This is a genomic window from Pseudomonas spirodelae, from assembly GCF_034653255.1.
GTDB lineage: Bacteria > Pseudomonadota > Gammaproteobacteria > Pseudomonadales > Pseudomonadaceae > Aquipseudomonas > Aquipseudomonas spirodelae.
This window is the reverse complement of the sequence record NZ_JAYEET010000035.1, coordinates 48,622-65,113: the sequence shown is the minus strand read 5'-3', so window position 1 is coordinate 65,113 and position 16,492 is coordinate 48,622. Positions and strand designations below refer to the sequence as shown.

The following is a 16,492-nucleotide window of genomic DNA, read 5'->3' as shown; positions in this document are numbered from 1 at the left end:
TTCGGCTTGCCAGCGGGGTGGCTGTTGGGTAACATCTGCGCCCTCTTTGACCGACGAGGTAAAGCATGCGTCGCCCAATGGTTGCTGGTAACTGGAAAATGCACGGTACCCGCGCCAGCGTTGCAGAGCTGATAAACGGTCTTACTGAGCAGGATTTGCCTGCTGGCGTAGATGTCGCGGTGTTTCCATCGTGTTTACATCTCACTCAGGTAGTTGATGGTCTCGCTGGAACGGCTGTAGCGGTTGGTGCGCAAGATTGCGCCGGCGAAGCCCTGCAGGGTGCTTTAACTGGTGAAGTGGCCGCAACTCAGTTGAGTGATGCGAGTTGCTCGCTGGTGTTGGTTGGTCACTCCGAGCGCAGGTTGTTGCTGGGTGAGTTGGATGAGCTTGTGACGCGCAAGTTTGCTGCGGCGCAGTCTTGTGGTCTTGTTCCGGTGTTGTGTGTCGGGGAGACGCTTGCGCAGCGCGAGGCTGGTCAGACACTTGATGTGGTGGTTGCGCAGTTGTCTGCGGTAACTGATGCGTTGGGTGTTGAGGTGTTTGCGAATGCGGTCATTGCCTATGAGCCTGTTTGGGCGATTGGTACTGGCTTAACCGCTTCGCCGGAGCAGGCTCAGCAGGTGCATGCGGCCATTCGTGCGCAGTTGGCGTCGAAAAGCCCTGGGTTGGCTGGCAAGGTAAGAATTCTTTATGGGGGCAGTGTTAAGGCCGCCAGTGCAGCCGAGTTATTCGGTATGCCGGATATCGATGGAGGGCTTGTGGGTGGAGCCTCTCTGAATGCGGATGAGTTCGGTGCGATTTGTCGCGCCGCAGGAAGCTGAGAAAATGCTGGAAACAGTTATCGTTGTTCTTCATCTGCTGGGTGCCGTCGGTGTTGTTGTGCTGGTTTTGCTGCAGCAGGGTAAGGGTGCAGACGCGGGCGCCTCTTTTGGCGCGGGTGCTTCTTCTACTGTATTCGGCAGTCAAGGAAGTACTACCTTTCTGAGTCGAGTTACTGCTATACTTGCCACCGCTTTTTTCATGACTAGCTTGGGTTTAGCGTTCTTTGCTAAAGACAAAGCTGATGGCATGGCTCAGGTTGGTTTGCCTGATCCAGCAGTCTTGGAAGTACAGCAGGCTACTCCAGCTGCTGAAGATGTACCTGTTCTAGATGCAACTAAGCCGGCTACTAATGCGGCGGACGTACCTCAGGCTCCAGAGCAGCAGTAACACGTAAAAAGTTGTACGCAGTAAGTGATTTTGCCGAGGTGGTGGAATTGGTAGACACGCTACCTTGAGGTGGTAGTGGCCATAGGCTGTAGGGGTTCGAGTCCCCTTCTCGGTACCAATTTTCAAAAGGGCCCGCATGATGCGGGCCTTTTTGTTGCTGGAGTGTCGATTGACCCTGCTTGGGGTTAAGTCGTATAATCCGGCCCCAGCTTTGATGTGGGATTGAGCAGTAAGGTCTCTCCTCGGGTGTTGAATCCGATGATGGCTGGGTTAAACCAGCCCCCGCATTGAGTTGCAGAGGAGCCCCTTTAAAGGGGCTTTTTGCTAGCTGGGCGACAGCTTTGCCGGCCTTTAGAGGGCGGTTTGATGATGGGCGATTCGCCCATTTTTTATTTTTACAGCATGCGCGAGGGGTTCAGGTGTCGAGCAAGCTAGAACAGTTGCAAGCCTTGGTGGCCCCGGTAGTCGAGGCTCTAGGCTATCAATGTTGGGGTGTCGAGTTCCTGTCACAGGGGCGGCATTCTCTGCTGCGAATTTATATTGATAAGCAGCCTGACGGCGTACTGATCGAGGACTGTGAAATTGTCAGTCGGCAGATCAGCGGTGTGCTCGATGTCGAGGACCCGATCAGCGCCGAGTACACCCTTGAGGTGTCCTCGCCGGGCATGGATCGTCTGCTGTTCACTCTTGAACAGTTTGCCACTCATGCCGGCGAGCAAGTGAAGATCAAGCTGCGATCGCCTTTTGAAGGGCGACGCAACTTTCAGGGCCTTCTACGCGGTGTGGAAGAGCAGGACGTGGTAGTGCAGGTGGATGACCATGAATTCCTGTTGCCGATCGACATGATCGACAAGGCCAACATTATCCCCAGGTTTGACTGAGACGCGGATCCCGCGAGAGCTGCGCGGATTGCGCAGGATCCAATGGATTGCGAAAGGCGAGGCGTACGATGAGCAAAGAAGTACTGCTGGTTGTTGAGTCGGTTTCCAACGAAAAGGGCGTGCCGGCTAGCGTAATTTTTGAAGCGCTGGAGTTGGCTTTGGCCACGGCTACCAAGAAGCGTTTTGAAGATGAAGTCGAGTTGCGTGTGGCGATCAATCGTCAGACGGGCAACTACGAAACATTCCGCTGCTGGACGGTAGTGGAAGAAAGTGACTTTGATGATCCTGCACACCAGGTCACCACTGATATGCCGCGTGCTGTTGAAGCCAACGCTAAAGTGGGTGATGTGCTGGAAGAGAAGATCGAGTCCATCGAATTCGGTCGTATTGCCGCGCAAACCGCCAAGCAGGTGATTGTGCAGAAAGTCCGCGAAGCTGAGCGTGCTCAGGTGGTTGAGGCTTATCGCGAGCGTCTGGGAGAAATCATCTCCGGCACCGTGAAGAAAGTGACCCGTGACAGCGTGATCGTTGATCTGGGTAACAACGCAGAAGCCATGCTGGCGCGTGAAGACATTATTTCGCGCGAAACTTTCCGTGTCGGCGTGCGCCTGCGTGCGCTGCTCAAGGAAATTCGCACCGAGAACCGCGGCCCACAGCTGATTCTGTCGCGTACTGCGCCGGAAATGCTGATTGAGCTGTTCCGCATTGAAGTGCCGGAAATTGCCGAAGAGCTGATCGAAGTCATGGGTGCGTCCCGTGACCCGGGTTCGCGCGCTAAACTGGCCGTGCGTTCCAAAGATAAGCGTATCGACCCGCAGGGTGCATGTATCGGCATGCGTGGTTCGCGCGTACAAGCGGTCTCCGGTGAGTTGGCGGGTGAACGTGTGGATATCGTGCTGTGGGATGACAATCCTGCACAGTTCGTGATCAACGCCATGTCGCCGGCTGAAGTGGCCGCCATTATCGTTGACGAAGATGCCCATGCCATGGACATCGCCGTTGGCGCAGACAACCTTGCTCAGGCCATTGGTCGTGGCGGTCAGAACGTGCGGTTGGCCAGTCAGTTGACTGGCTGGACCTTGAACGTGATGACCGAGGCGGACATCCAAGCCAAGCAGCAAGCGGAAACAGGCGACATCCTGCAGCGCTTTATCGATGAGTTGGAAGTCGACGAAGAGCTGGCCCAGGTGTTGGTCGAAGAGGGCTTCACCAGCCTTGAAGAAATTGCCTACGTACCGATGGAAGAAATGCTCAGCATTGATGGCTTTGACGAGGATATCGTCAGCGAGCTCCGCGCCCGTGCCAAAGATCGCTTGCTGACTAAAGCCATCGCCAACGAGGAAAAGCTGGCAGATGCCCACCCAGCCGAAGACTTGCTCTCGCTAGAGGGGATGGATAAGGCGCTTGCGCATGAACTGGCAGTGCGCGGCGTTATTAACCGCGAAGACCTGGCCGAGCAGTCTATTGATGACCTGCTCGACATCGACGGTATCGACGCTGAGCGAGCCGGCAAGTTGATCATGGCCGCCCGAGCCCATTGGTTCGAGTAAGCAGTTGCGGCCTGAGGAGAGAAATGCATGACGCAAGTCACGGTTAAAGAACTGGCCCAAGTGGTCAATACGCCGGTTGAACGCCTGCTGCAGCAAATGCGCGAGGCTGGTTTGCCGCACATGAGCGCTGAGCAAGCGGTCACTGATAGTGAGAAGCAGGCCCTGTTGGCCCACCTCAAAAGCAGTCACGGCGACAGCAAAACAGAAGAGCCGCGCAAGATTACCTTGCAGCGCAAAACCACCAGCACCCTGCGTGCTGGCGGTAGCAAGACCATTAGCGTTGAAGTGCGCAAGAAGAAGACCTTCGTCAAGCGCAGCGCTGAAGAAATTGAAGCTGAAAAGCAGCGTGAGCTGGCTGAACAGCGTGCGGTAGCTGAAGCCGCCAAGGCCAAAGCTGACGAAGAAGCCAAGCGTCGCGCCGCAGAAGAAGCGTCGCGTGCTGCCCCTGCTGGCGGTGCTGCCGCGACTGAGGCCGCTCCGGCTGTCGCCGTTGAGCGTCCTGCTGTGGCTGCTCCTGCAGCAGACGAGCGCAAGAAAGACGAACCACGCCGTCCAGACAAGCCGCGTAATGATGATGCAGACCGTCGCGGTGGTGATCGTAAGACCACCCAGCATCGTCCGACCGTTAAGGAAAAGGCTCCTGCGCCACGTGTTGCTCCGCGCTCCATCGACGAGGAAAGCGACAGCTTCCGTCGTGGTGGTCGTGGCAAGGGCAAGCTGAAGAAGCGTAATGCTCATGGCTTCCAGAGCCCAACCGGCCCAGTGGTACGTGACGTGGCAATCGGCGAAACCATCACTGTTGGCGATCTCGCCAATCAGATGTCGGTCAAGGCTGCTGAAGTTATCAAGTTCATGTTCAAGATGGGCACCCCGGTGACCATCAACCAGGTTCTGGATCAGGAAACTGCCCAGTTGATCGCCGAAGAGCTGGGCCACAAGGTCAAGCTGGTCAGCGACAATGCCCTGGAAGAGCAATTGGCTGAGTCGTTGAAGTTCGAAGGTGAAGCGATTTCGCGTGCGCCGGTCGTGACCGTCATGGGTCACGTTGACCACGGTAAGACCTCGCTGCTCGACTACATTCGTCGTGCCAAGGTTGCTGCTGGCGAAGCCGGTGGCATTACCCAGCATATCGGTGCTTACCACGTTGAAACTGATCGTGGCATGGTCACCTTCCTTGACACCCCGGGTCACGCCGCGTTTACCGCAATGCGTGCCCGTGGTGCCAAAGCGACCGACATCGTGATTCTGGTGGTTGCCGCCGATGACGGCGTGATGCCGCAGACCATTGAGGCCGTTCAGCACGCTAAGGCTGCTGGTGTACCTCTGGTGGTTGCAGTGAACAAGATTGACAAGCCGGGCGCCGATCTTGATCGCATCCGTAGCGAGTTGTCGGTTCACGGCGTGACCTCGGAAGAGTGGGGTGGTGATACACCGTTCGTCTCCGTCTCGGCTAAAGCCGGTACCGGCGTCGATGACCTGCTCGAAGCCGTACTGCTGCAAGCTGAAGTGCTTGAGCTGAAAGCCACACCGTCGGCTCCAGGCCGTGGTGTTGTGGTTGAATCGCGTCTCGACAAGGGCCGTGGCCCTGTTGCGACCGTACTGGTTCAGGACGGCACGCTGCGCCAAGGCGATATGGTGCTGATCGGTTCCAACTACGGCCGTATCCGCGCCATGCTCGATGAAAACGGTAAGGCGATTAAAGAAGCCGGCCCGTCGATCCCTGTCGAGATCCTCGGCCTGGACGGTACGCCGGAAGCTGGCGACGACATGAGCGTGCTGGCTGATGAGAAGAAAGCCCGTGAAGTTGCTTTGTTCCGTCAAGGCAAGTTCCGCGAAGTGAAACTGGCTCGTGCTCACGCTGGCAAGCTGGAAAACATCTTCGAGAACATGGGTCAGGAAGAGAAGAAGACGCTCAATATCGTCCTCAAGTCTGACGTCCGTGGTTCGCTGGAGGCGCTGCAAGGCTCGCTCAGCGGTCTGGGTAACGATGAAGTGCAAGTGCGTGTGGTCGGTGGCGGCGTCGGTGGTATCACCGAATCCGATGCCAACCTGGCGCTGGCCTCCAATGCTGTACTGTTCGGCTTCAACGTGCGTGCCGATGCTGGCGCGCGCAAGATCGTCGAGCAGGAAGGTCTGGATATGCGTTATTACAACGTCATCTACGACATCATCGAAGACGTTAAGAAGGCCCTTACAGGCATGCTCGGCAGCGATGTTCGCGAGAACATTCTGGGCGTGGCGGAAGTGCGTGACGTGTTCCGCTCGCCGAAATTCGGTGCGATTGCCGGTTGTATGGTGATCGAGGGGACTGTTTACCGTAACCGTCCGATCCGCGTACTGCGCGATGACGTGGTGATCTTCGAGGGCGAGCTGGAATCCCTGCGTCGCTTTAAAGACGATGCCTCCGAAGTGCGTAACGGCATGGAGTGCGGTATCGGCGTGAAGAGCTACAACGACGTTAAGGTCGGCGACAAGATCGAAGTGTTCGAGAAAGTCCAAGTGGCTCGTAGCTTGTAAGCACGAGTCGCAACATGCAGCGCCCGGCCCCGCTTTTGCGCGGCCGGGCGTTTGCCGCTTTTAGGTCCACTGCTTTTTCGGGCAGTGCGGCGAGTGAAGGTAGTAAAAATGGCCAAAGAATTTAGCCGGGCCCAGCGCATCGGCGACCAGATACAGCGCGAGTTGGCGCAGTTGATCCGCCTGGAAGTCAAAGACCCGCGTCTTGGCGGCCTGGTGACCATCACCGCGGTGGAAGTCAGCCGTGACTCCAGTCACGCCAAGGTGTTCGTCACCGTTATGGGTGGCGAGCCGGAAGAAGGTGTCGATACCGTGGCGCAGAGCATCAAGGTGCTCAACGATGCCAGTGGCTTCCTGCGCATGCAGTTGGGCCGTGCGATGAAGCTGCGCAGCGTGCCGAACCTGCGCTTCCATTACGATGAAAGCGTGATTCGCGGTGCGCAGCTGTCTGCACTGATCGAGCGTGCGGTCAGCGAAGACCGCCAGCACGATGACGAATCGACTGAGGCCAAGGAGTAAGCGCGTGGCCCAGGTGAAACGTATTCGTCGTGCCGTCGATGGCATCATCCTTCTGGATAAGCCTAAAGGCTTTAGCTCCAACGCGGCCCTGCAAAAGGTCCGTTGGTTGCTGAATGCTGAGAAGGCTGGGCACACCGGCAGTCTCGATCCTTTGGCCACTGGCGTATTGCCGTTGTGCTTTGGCGAGGCGACCAAGTTTTCCCAGTACCTACTGGATGCCGACAAAGGCTACGAAACCTTGATGCAGCTGGGGGTGACCACCACCACCGCAGATGCCGAAGGTGACGTGCTGGAGCGTCGTCCAGTGACCGTTGGTCGCGCCGATATCGAAGCGGTATTGCCGCAGTTTCGTGGCGAAATCAGCCAGATACCGCCGATGTACTCAGCGCTCAAGCGTGACGGCCAGCCGCTTTACAAGCTGGCCCGTGCCGGTGAAGTAGTGGAGCGCGAGCCGCGTTCTGTTACTATTGCGCGCCTGGAATTACTGGGCTGTGAGGCGGAGCAGGCGCGTCTGGCGGTCGATTGCAGCAAAGGCACCTATATCCGCACGCTGGTCGAGGACATTGGCCATTTGCTGGGTTGCGGTGCACATGTTGCAGAGCTGCGCAGAACCAAAGCCGGGCCGTTCGACTTGAGCCGTACCGTCACGCTCGAAGAGCTTGAGCGCGTGCATGCTGAAGGCGGTAACGAAGCGGTTGATCAGTTCTTGCTGCCGGCTGACAGCGGTTTGCAGCATTGGCCGCTGTTGCAGTTCTCCGAGCACAGTTCGTTCTACTGGCTGCAAGGGCAGCCGGTACGCGCCCCGGAAGCGCCGAAGTTCGGCATGGTGCGGGTGCAAGATCACAATGGTCGCTTTATCGGTATCGGTGAAGTGAGCGAAGACGGGCGTATTGCGCCGCGTCGATTGATTGCAAACAAGGCCTAGCCTTGGTTGCAGGCCCGGGCCTCAGGCCTGTGGCGTAGGATTCGGTCAGCATGGCCGTAGCGCAAGCAAGGGTTTCGGCTCGGGTCTGCGTGCTTTGAGGGTGGCTGTTAATAGGCGCGGTCATACCTCACTTTAAAACACAGGAAGTAATTCCTGGCCTATTGCGACTGTTTCGGCAGTTGCCTAACTGAGAGGATTGCCCACATGGCACTCAGCGTTGAAGAAAAAGCTCAAATCGTTGCCGACTACAAGCAAGCTGAAGGCGATACTGGTAGCCCAGAAGTGCAAGTTGCACTGCTGACCGTCAACATCAACAAGCTGCAGGGTCACTTCAAAGCCAACGGTAAAGACCACCACTCGCGTCGTGGCCTGATCCGCATGGTAAACCAGCGTCGTAAGCTGCTGGATTACCTCAAAGGTAAGGAAGTTTCTCGTTACACCGCTTTGATCGGTCGCCTGGGTCTGCGTCGCTAAGCAATGCTTATGCGTAGCTGACTGCCGAAGCTGGAAGTGGGGTTTACCCCTGCTTCCAGCTTTTGCGTTTGTGCATTAGTTGTTTTTGGACGCCAACGGGTCCGATTCCCGTCACCGCCCACTCATTCTGCAATACCCGTGTGTGCTTCATTAAGACGCACACTCGGTGGCAAGAACCGCTTTCCCCAAGGGCAATAAAGAGAAGGAAAACACCGTGAACCCGGTAATCAAGAAATTCCAGTTCGGTCAATCGACCGTTACCCTCGAGACTGGTCGTATCGCCCGTCAAGCCTCCGGCGCTGTGCTGGTCACCGTTGACGACGACGTTGCCGTACTGGTTGCCGTAACTGGCGCCAAGACCGCTGACCCGAGCAAAGGCTTTTTCCCGCTGTCCGTGCACTACCAGGAAAAAACCTACGCAGCCGGCAAAATTCCAGGCGGTTTCTTCAAGCGTGAAGCCCGTCCTTCCGAGAAAGAGACCCTGACCTCGCGTCTGATCGACCGTCCGATCCGTCCGCTGTTCCCAGAAGGTTTCCAGAATGAAGTGCAGGTTATCTGCACCGTGATCTCCACCAGCAAAAAGACCGATCCGGACATCGCTGCGATGATCGGTACTTCGGCTGCGTTGGCCATCTCCGGCATCCCGTTCAACGGCCCAATCGGTGCTGCGCGCGTAGCTTTCCACCCGGAAACCGGCTACCTGCTTAACCCGAACTACGAGCAGCTTAAGGCCTCGAGCTTGGACATGGTCGTAGCCGGTACCAAAGACGCCGTACTGATGGTTGAATCGGAAGCTAAAGAGCTGACCGAAGACCAGATGCTGGGCGCTGTACTGTTCGCCCACGACGAATTCCAGGTCGTCATCGACGCCGTTGCCGAGCTGGCCGCCGAAGCCGCCAAGCCGACTTGGGACTGGCAGCCAAAGGCTGAGAATACCGCACTGCTCAACGCGATTCGCGGCGAGTTTGGCGAGGCGATCTCCCAGGCTTACACCATCACCGTCAAGCACGAGCGTTATGCCCGTCTGGGTGAACTGCGCAATGAAATCGTTGCCAAGTTCGCAGGTGTTGAAGGTCAGCCGACTGCCGGTGAAGTTAAAGAAATCTTTGGCGAAATCGAATACCGCACCGTGCGCGAGAACATCGTTAACGGTAAGCCGCGTATCGACGGTCGTGACACCCGCACTGTGCGTGGTCTGAACATCGAAGTGGGTGTTCTGGACAAAACCCACGGTTCGGCACTGTTCACCCGTGGCGAAACCCAGGCTCTGGTGGTTGCCACCCTCGGTACCGCTCGTGACGCACAGCTGCTCGATACCCTCGAAGGCGAGCGTAAAGACCCCTTCATGCTGCACTACAACTTCCCGCCGTACTCGGTCGGTGAGTGTGGTCGCATGGGCGCCACTGGCCGCCGCGAAATCGGTCACGGTCGTCTGGCTCGTCGCTCTATCGCGGCTATGCTGCCGGCTGCTGACGTATTCCCGTACACCATTCGCGTGGTCTCGGAAATCACCGAGTCGAACGGTTCTTCCTCGATGGCTTCCGTCTGCGGCGCTTCCCTGGCCCTGATGGACGCTGGTGTACCGATGAAAGCGCCGGTTGCTGGTATCGCCATGGGTCTGGTTAAGGAAGGCGAGAAGTTCGCCGTTCTGACCGACATCCTCGGTGACGAAGATCACCTGGGCGACATGGACTTCAAGGTTGCCGGTACCGCCAATGGCGTTACTGCACTGCAGATGGACATCAAGATCCAGGGCATCACCGAAGAAATCATGGAAATCGCTCTGGGCCAAGCCCTGGAAGCGCGCCTGAATATCCTCGGCCAGATGAACCAGGTCATTGCCCAGTCGCGTACTGAGCTGTCGGCTAATGCACCGACCATGATCGCGATGAAGATTGACCAAGACAAGATTCGCGACGTGATCGGCAAAGGTGGCGCGACCATCCGTGCCATCTGCGAAGAGACCAAGGCCTCGATCGATATCGAAGACGACGGCTCGATCAAAATCTTCGGCGAAACCAAGGAAGCTGCAGAAGCTGCACGTCAGCGCGTTCTGGGTATCACCGCTGAGGCTGAAATCGGCAAGATCTACATCGGTAAGGTTGAGCGCATCGTCGACTTCGGTGCCTTTGTTAACATCCTGCCGGGTAAAGACGGTCTGGTGCATATCTCCATGCTCAGCGATGCGCGTGTAGAGAAAGTGACCGACATTCTTAAAGAAGGTCAGGAAGTCGAAGTGCTGGTACTGGACGTCGACAACCGCGGCCGCATCAAGCTGTCCATCAAGGACGTTGCTGCTGCCAAGGTGTCGGAGGCTTAATCGCTCCCGCGCTGTTTAAAAAGGACCCTTCGGGGTCCTTTTTTTCGCCTATGAAAAACTTCAGGGCAGGTCATGCACAGTGCATGGGGTCATACGCCTGGGCATGCAAAATGCACGACAAGGGATGGCTTTAACTATATCTAAGCTATTGATATATATAGTTAAAATAATATTTTAAAAGCTGGCATGCCGCCTGCAACAGTACTTATGTAACCGCAACCAATGAAGGTTGCAGGTCTTTTTACTTATGCAGGAGCACTATCCATGAAGCAGCCAATCAAGCACGTCGCCAGCGCCACTATGACCGCCACTGCCCTGAGCCTGTTATTGGCCGGGCCGGTTCTTGCTGACACCCGCACGGCGGTGCAGCCGACCATGCTGGCCGCGAGCGAGGCCATGAACGCCACTGAAGATGCCGTTACCGATACCTGGATCACCAGCAAAGTGAAGTCGACCTTTCTGGCGGACAATGAGCTGAGTGGCATCGATATCAGCGTTGAAACCAACAAAGGTGTGGTCACCCTGTCGGGTGTTGTTGCCAGTGATGCTGAGCGCGACCTTGCCGTGGCCAAGGCTAAAGAAATCAAGGGTGTAACCGCTGTGGCAGCCGAAGCCTTAAAAACGGCCGATTAAACCCCAAGCTTCGCGTGGGCTGGTGCAATAACCCCGTTAAAACCATCGAGGATTGAGCAATGAATTCTGACGTGATTAAAGGTAAGTGGAAGCAACTCAATGGCCGCATGAAGGAGCGTTGGGGCAACCTGACCGATGATGATCTGGATGTAGCCGAAGGTCATAGCGAGTACCTGGCCGGCAAGCTGCAAGAGCGCTACGGCTGGAGCAAGGAAAAGGCTCAGGATGAGCTGCGCGACTTCAGCAGTAAGCTGTAATAAGGCGTAAAAAAGCCCCGCTGGCGCAACCAGCGGGGCTTTTTAGTGGCTGCGTGGCAGGGCTTAGCTGCCGCGTTTGCTCTCCACGCTCTTCAGTCGTCCGCCTTCGAATCGCAGGTAGTAGTTCATGCCGTTACGTGGGCCATAGACCCACTCCTCGACGAGAAACTCGTTATTGCCGTGGGCATCCAGGGTGTAACCCAGCATGTCGCGGGCAATCGGCTCGCCACATTTGCTAGCGACCTCTGTGGTGCGGTCGCCGGTACTGGCGATGCCCTTCTCACAGCGCAGGGTGCTGGCCTGGGCGCCGGTTGCTAGAGCGAGCAGGGTGAGGCTGAGTGCTATCCGTTGCATGGCGCAATGTCCTTATCGTGGGTGTGGGAGGGTAGGGTGTTGCTAGTTACGGCGTTTGCTGTCGATCTTGATCAATCGATTCCCTTGAAAACGCAGAAATTGGTACATGCCGTTGCGTGGCCCGTATGACCACTCTTCGACCGCGACTTCATTGTAGAAACCGTATTCATCCAGCACTTCACGGTAGCCGAGAAAGTCACGGCTCAGTGGTTCGCCGCATTTACTGCTGACTTCGCTGGTGGTGTCATCGAGGCTGACCAGCCCGTTATCGCAACGCAGGGTCGATGAGGCCTGTGCACAGATGGACACAAGTAATAGCAGGGCGCTGATCAGGGGTTTCATCTATTAGCGGCTTCGACGGCGTTCGATGGCGCGCAGGCGCGTGCCCTCGAAAGTAAGAATGCTAAGCATGCCGTTACTCGGGCCGTAGACCCATTCCTCGATCGGGTACTCGCGGCGCTCGTTTGGGCCGAGGGAATAGCCCACTAGGTCACGGAACGCCGGCTCGCCGCATTTCTGCAGCACTTCAAAGCGGCGATCACCCAGGCTCACCAACTGGCTACCGCAGCGCAGGGTTTCGGCCTGGGCCATAAACGCAGCGCCCAGCAGGGCAAGTAACAGCGTTGACGTCAGTGTGCGCATAGACAACAGGCCTATTCGCTGCCGAGGTGCAGAGCGCTGGCCACACTGCCATCGGCATTGGCCTGGGTAATACTGACATCCAGCAGGTAAATGCGTTCAGCGCTCAGGCCGCCACGCTCAACCAGATAGTTTTTTATTTCTGCCGCGCGGGCTTGGGCCAACTGGCGCAGTAGCAGCGAGCTCTGTGCCCAAGATTGCAGTACGCCGGCGCGCATCTGCGCGGTGCGTTCTTCGTCACTCAGCTTGGCCCATTCTGCCGGTGGCTGCTGCTTGAGGCGCGCACGGTAGATGCCTTCGAGCAGCACCGCCTTGTCGTCTTCATCGACTACCAGCTCGCTGGCATCGGCGGGTACATTATCGCCACGGCGCTGCAGTATCTTGTACCAAGTGCTCTGGTATTCGCGCTCCAGGCGTGCAACCGCAAGCGGTGGGCCATCGCTGCTCTGGGCGCTCATGCCTTCGACCTCCAGGCGCAGGGTGGGGCGCTCTTTCAGGGCGCTGGCCAGGGTGTCTAGTGCGTTCTGTGCCGTGCTGTCGAGTTGGCTTTCCCCTGCATTGAAGCGCACGGTGCTGAGGTCGACCTCGCTGCCGCCGCTGACCAGCCCGCCAATAAACTTGAACGGAGCCTGCGCTGCACGCAGCACCAGATTACGCAGTGTTTGCCAGACGATTGGCATCACGCTGAATTCGGGACTGTTGAGGTTGCCTTGAACGGGCAGCTGGATCTCGATATTGCCCTGGGTGTCCTTGAGCAGAGCCACAGCCAGGCGAATCGGTAGGTCCGTGGCGTCCTTGCTGTCGACTTTCTCGCCCAGTTGCAGGTCTTCCAGCAGCAGCTTGTTCTCGGCGTTGAGCTGACCCTTTTCGATCTGGTAGTGCAGGTCAAGGTTAAGACGGCCCTTGCGGATGCGGTAGCCGGCGAATTTACCGGAGTAGGGCGTCAAGGTAGTGAGCTCGACGTTTTTGAAGCTGGTGGCAATATCCAGGCTGTTCAGCGGGTCGAACGGGGTCAGCTTGCCTTTGATGCTGACAGGGGCGTACTTATCGACCTTGCCCTTGATGTCGACGCTGGCGGATTTCGCGCTTTGGTTATCCAGCGTGCCGATCTGGCCGTTAAGTTGGCCAATCGCCGTGGCGAAGTTCGGGCGCAGGCTAAAGTCGGCAAAGTTGGCCGAACCCTCCTTGATGCTGATGCCGCCAATGCGGATAGGCAGCGGCTTTTCCGTCGGGGCTTTGCGCGGTTCGGCGCTGGCGGGTTGGGGCACCATGAGGTCATTAATATTGGTGGTCAGGTCTTCGTTAATGATAAAGCGTACATAGGGCTGCTGCAGTTTGATCTGGCTGATCGCCAAACCTTGGCCATGCTGGTAATCGAGCCCTTCGACCTGTACCTGCTGCCATTTGAGGAAGTCGCGATTTTTCAGGGTGTCGAGGGTGTGCAGTTGTTTGATCTCGGCATGCCCAGTAATGCTGAAGGCCAGTGGCTCGACACTCTGCAGGTCAACGGCCAGTTCGCTGCCTAGTTTGCCGCTACGCAGCTCCAGGTGCACAAAAGGGCTCAGGTAGGTTTGCGCCAGGCGCAGATCAATGTCCTGGGTAAGCACGTTTAGATTGGCAGTGGTCGGGCTCAGTTGCACCTGACCGTTGGCCTTGATCAGCCCGGTTTTGTTCACCCCGGTGTCGAGCTTGAGAGTGAAGGGGGAAGTGCCCAGGTTGTCGAAGTCGTTCAGGTCGAGATTAAGCGGGGCGAGGTCGATTTTGACTTCAGCACCGCCGGCGCGGTCCGCCAGATGCACCTGATAGTCGCGCAATTGCACGTCACGCAGGATCACTTGCCAGGGTTTGCTGGGCTCTTCCGGTTGGCCTGCAGTGGCGGTTTCCAGGTCGGCGGATTGCTCTGCGGTGGTCGGTTCGGTTGGCTCTTTTAGCGGCTCGGCTACTGTTGCCGCAGAGCCGGCGCCACCTTTATTTGGAGCTGGAGCTGGAGCTGGAGCTGGAGCCTGTTTGGCGGGTTGGCTGGCCAGCAGCTTCTGCCAGTCGAGTTGGCCATCGGCCTCGCGTGCGGCCCAGGTTTCCAGCTGTTGGCTACGAATCTTGCCGACGATGACCTGTTGCTTGGCCAGGTCTACGCTGGTTTCGCTGATATCCAGGCTTTGCAGGCGCAGCAACGCTTTGTCTGCCGGGCTTTTGATAGCAAAGCTGTTGACGCTGAGCTGGGTGTTGCTCAACAGCAGTTCGGTGCCTTCAGCCAGGTTCAGGCTGTAGTCGCTGCTCAGGTTGACGGTGCCGTCCTCTAAGACCAGTGGCACCGCATCGCGCACGTAGGGCCAGATGGCTTTCAGCTTGCCGTCAGTCACTTTAAGGCTGCCGCTGGAGCTGATCGGTACCAGGCTGATACGCCCGGTCCAGTCGATCCGTCCGCCGGTAGGGCCCGTGGCGACCAGGCTCATGTCGGCATTGTCGTCAGGCAGGGTACTGAGGTTGTGCAATTCGAAATTGAGATCGTCGTAAATAAACTCGATCTGCTCGCTGGGGCGCAGGTCCTGAAAATGTACGTTGCCGCCGCTCAGCTTGATCCGCGAAATGCGCAGCGGAAACGGCTCGCCAGCGGGCTCCTCGACCGCTGGCTCGGTGCTAGGCGGGACGTTAAACAGTTGCGTCAGGTTAAGCCTGCCATCCTTGCCGAACAGCACTTCACTGTGCGGTTTGTCCAACTCGATGTCGGCCAGGTGCAACACACCGCCCCATAGGCTGTCGAGTTGCAGGTTGGCATACAGGCGTTCGAAGGCGATCTGCTGCTGTTCAGCTTCACCAATTTGCAGCCCCCAGAGGCTGAGCTCCAGGCTGAAGGGGTTGAGCTGCAGACGTTGCAAGGAGGCGGGCACGGTGGCGTATTGGGCCAGTTGTTGATTGGCGATGCGCAGGCCGATGCCGGGCAGAATCAAAAAGCCCAGCAGGCTGTAGAGGGCAACAGCGATAGCAATGGCGCTGGCGGCGCGCTTTATTCCTTTAAGCATAAAAACGTCATCTATCCCGACGAAGAAGTGCCTTGGAGTATGGCACGCGTACACAGTTCCGCAGAGCCGCTGCGGGTGATTCTCTGAACGCTTGGGGGTAAATCAGAACTGCAAGATCAGGGTTTTCAGTGGTGGCTGGCCATCCAGTGAGGGGAAGTCACTCGCTGGAGGCAATACCTGCCACTCACGTACCGGGCGGCCGAGTTTTTCCGCACAGCGCAGTACCTGCTCGCGCCAGTCCGCCAGGCTGACTTTTGCTAGGTTATTGCAGCAGATCAGTACGCCATCATCAGCCGTGGCGAGAATTGCCGGTTTGAGCAGGCTTTGGTAGTCACGCAGCAAGTCGACGGTACCGAAGGCGCTCTTGGCCCATGCTGGCGGGTCGAGCAGCACTAGGTCGAACTGGCGTTGCGCTAAACGCGGATAGTCCGGCAGTTTGTGGCCACGGCGCGCGCTAATCGGCAGGCCCGCCAGTTGGCGAATCGCCGGGAAGTAATCCGACTGCATAAACTGCATGGGCGCCAGCACTGGGTTGAGCGCGCCATTCTCGCGGCCAACTGCCAGGTTGCCTTCGGCAAAGTCGAGGTTGAGCACTTCGCGTGCGCCGCCTGCCGCAGCGCTCAAGCCAACCCCGCAGGTGTAGGCAAACAGATTGAGCACCGATTTGCCGGCGCTGTACTGTTTGACCCAGCCGCGGGCGTTGCGCAGGTCAAGAAATAGCAGCGGGTCTTGCCCGGCATGACGGCCGCGTACGCGGTAGTTGAGGCCCCACTCATGGCCGACCAAGTCTTCCAGTGCGGCGGGCTCGGCCTGGTAGACCGGGTCGCTGCGGTCGATGCGCGAATTGCCTTGGGAGCGGTCGTTGTACACCAGCAGCAGGTCTTCGCCGATTCTGCTCTGGCATTGCTCGGCCAGTTGCAGCAGTTCGTCGCGGCTAAGGCGCTGATGAAAGCTCTGTACCAGTAACTGTGGGCCGTAACGGTCGATGGTCAGACCGCCGGCGCCTTCCTGGCTGCCATGAAACAGGCGATAGCAGTCGGTGCCTTGCTGATGCAGCTCAGCCAGCAGGTCGTGGCGATTATTCAGGGCGGCGCGCAGCGCCTGATCGAGAGCGGGCATGCGCGGCGACTCTAAAAAAGGAGGGCGCGCAGTTTACCAAGAAAAACGCCGGCGCCCGCTAATCCGGGTGCCGGCGTT

Annotated in this window: 16 protein-coding genes and 1 tRNA gene; 12 read left to right on the top strand and 5 right to left on the bottom strand. The window is 57.7% G+C overall.

Features of this window, described 5'->3' with window-relative positions:
• Positions 1-65: 65 nt before the first annotated feature.
• The 12 genes from tpiA (at position 66) to SOP97_RS10385 (ending at position 11,282) form a co-directional block, all read left to right on the top strand.
• Positions 66-821, top strand: a complete 756-nt coding sequence (gene tpiA, locus SOP97_RS10440) for a triose-phosphate isomerase (RefSeq protein WP_274086208.1) — start codon at positions 66-68, stop codon at positions 819-821.
• A gap of 4 nt (positions 822-825) precedes the next feature.
• Positions 826-1,209: a preprotein translocase subunit SecG gene (gene secG, locus SOP97_RS10435; protein WP_322949176.1), complete on the top strand. Its 384-nt coding sequence runs from the start codon at positions 826-828 to the stop codon at positions 1,207-1,209.
• A gap of 32 nt (positions 1,210-1,241) precedes the next feature.
• Positions 1,242-1,327 (top strand) — tRNA-Leu (locus SOP97_RS10430).
• Between the two features lie 301 nt (positions 1,328-1,628).
• A complete protein-coding gene (gene rimP, locus SOP97_RS10425; protein ID WP_322949175.1) occupies positions 1,629-2,090 on the top strand; it encodes a ribosome maturation factor RimP in 462 nt (153 codons plus the stop codon).
• A 68-nt stretch (positions 2,091-2,158) separates the two neighbouring features.
• The gene (gene nusA / locus SOP97_RS10420; RefSeq protein ID WP_274086205.1) at positions 2,159-3,640 is read left to right on the top strand and encodes a transcription termination factor NusA; all 1,482 of its coding nucleotides are present in this window, start codon (positions 2,159-2,161) and stop codon (positions 3,638-3,640) included.
• Positions 3,641-3,667: 27 nt separating this feature from the next.
• The gene (gene infB / locus SOP97_RS10415; protein WP_274086204.1) at positions 3,668-6,157 is read left to right on the top strand and encodes a translation initiation factor IF-2; all 2,490 of its coding nucleotides are present in this window, start codon (positions 3,668-3,670) and stop codon (positions 6,155-6,157) included.
• A gap of 108 nt (positions 6,158-6,265) precedes the next feature.
• Entirely contained in the window at positions 6,266-6,673 is a 408-nt protein-coding gene (gene rbfA / locus SOP97_RS10410) for a 30S ribosome-binding factor RbfA (RefSeq protein ID WP_274086203.1), read from the top strand.
• A 4-nt stretch (positions 6,674-6,677) separates the two neighbouring features.
• The gene (gene truB / locus SOP97_RS10405) at positions 6,678-7,598 is read left to right on the top strand and encodes a tRNA pseudouridine(55) synthase TruB (RefSeq protein WP_322949174.1); all 921 of its coding nucleotides are present in this window, start codon (positions 6,678-6,680) and stop codon (positions 7,596-7,598) included.
• Positions 7,599-7,802: 204 nt separating this feature from the next.
• Positions 7,803-8,072 (top strand): 30S ribosomal protein S15, encoded by a 270-nt coding sequence (gene rpsO / locus SOP97_RS10400; RefSeq protein WP_322949173.1) that lies wholly within the window; start codon positions 7,803-7,805, stop codon positions 8,070-8,072.
• Positions 8,073-8,286: 214 nt separating this feature from the next.
• Positions 8,287-10,392, top strand: a complete 2,106-nt coding sequence (gene pnp / locus SOP97_RS10395; protein ID WP_274086201.1) for a polyribonucleotide nucleotidyltransferase — start codon at positions 8,287-8,289, stop codon at positions 10,390-10,392.
• Between the two features lie 264 nt (positions 10,393-10,656).
• Positions 10,657-11,025: a BON domain-containing protein gene (locus SOP97_RS10390; RefSeq protein WP_274086200.1), complete on the top strand. Its 369-nt coding sequence runs from the start codon at positions 10,657-10,659 to the stop codon at positions 11,023-11,025.
• Positions 11,026-11,084: 59 nt separating this feature from the next.
• The gene (locus SOP97_RS10385) at positions 11,085-11,282 is read left to right on the top strand and encodes a CsbD family protein (RefSeq protein ID WP_274086199.1); all 198 of its coding nucleotides are present in this window, start codon (positions 11,085-11,087) and stop codon (positions 11,280-11,282) included.
• 63 nt (positions 11,283-11,345) lie between these two features.
• Here SOP97_RS10385 and SOP97_RS10380 read toward each other — a convergent pair whose 3' ends face one another.
• The 5 genes from SOP97_RS10380 to SOP97_RS10360 all read right to left on the bottom strand — a co-directional run bounded on the left by SOP97_RS10380 (position 11,346) and on the right by SOP97_RS10360 (position 16,414).
• Positions 11,346-11,636, bottom strand: a complete 291-nt coding sequence (locus tag SOP97_RS10380; protein WP_274086198.1) for a DUF2845 domain-containing protein — start codon at positions 11,634-11,636, stop codon at positions 11,346-11,348.
• Positions 11,637-11,678: 42 nt separating this feature from the next.
• Positions 11,679-11,978: a DUF2845 domain-containing protein gene (locus SOP97_RS10375; RefSeq protein WP_274086197.1), complete on the bottom strand. Its 300-nt coding sequence runs from the start codon at positions 11,976-11,978 to the stop codon at positions 11,679-11,681.
• A gap of 3 nt (positions 11,979-11,981) precedes the next feature.
• The gene (locus SOP97_RS10370; protein ID WP_274086196.1) at positions 11,982-12,278 is read right to left on the bottom strand and encodes a DUF2845 domain-containing protein; all 297 of its coding nucleotides are present in this window, start codon (positions 12,276-12,278) and stop codon (positions 11,982-11,984) included.
• Positions 12,279-12,289: 11 nt separating this feature from the next.
• Positions 12,290-15,295, bottom strand: coding sequence for a DUF748 domain-containing protein (locus tag SOP97_RS10365; protein WP_274086195.1), 3,006 nt, complete (start codon positions 15,293-15,295; stop codon positions 12,290-12,292).
• 102 nt (positions 15,296-15,397) lie between these two features.
• Entirely contained in the window at positions 15,398-16,414 is a 1,017-nt protein-coding gene (locus SOP97_RS10360) for a class I SAM-dependent rRNA methyltransferase (protein ID WP_274086194.1), read from the bottom strand.
• Between the last annotated feature and the right edge of the window lie 78 nt (positions 16,415-16,492).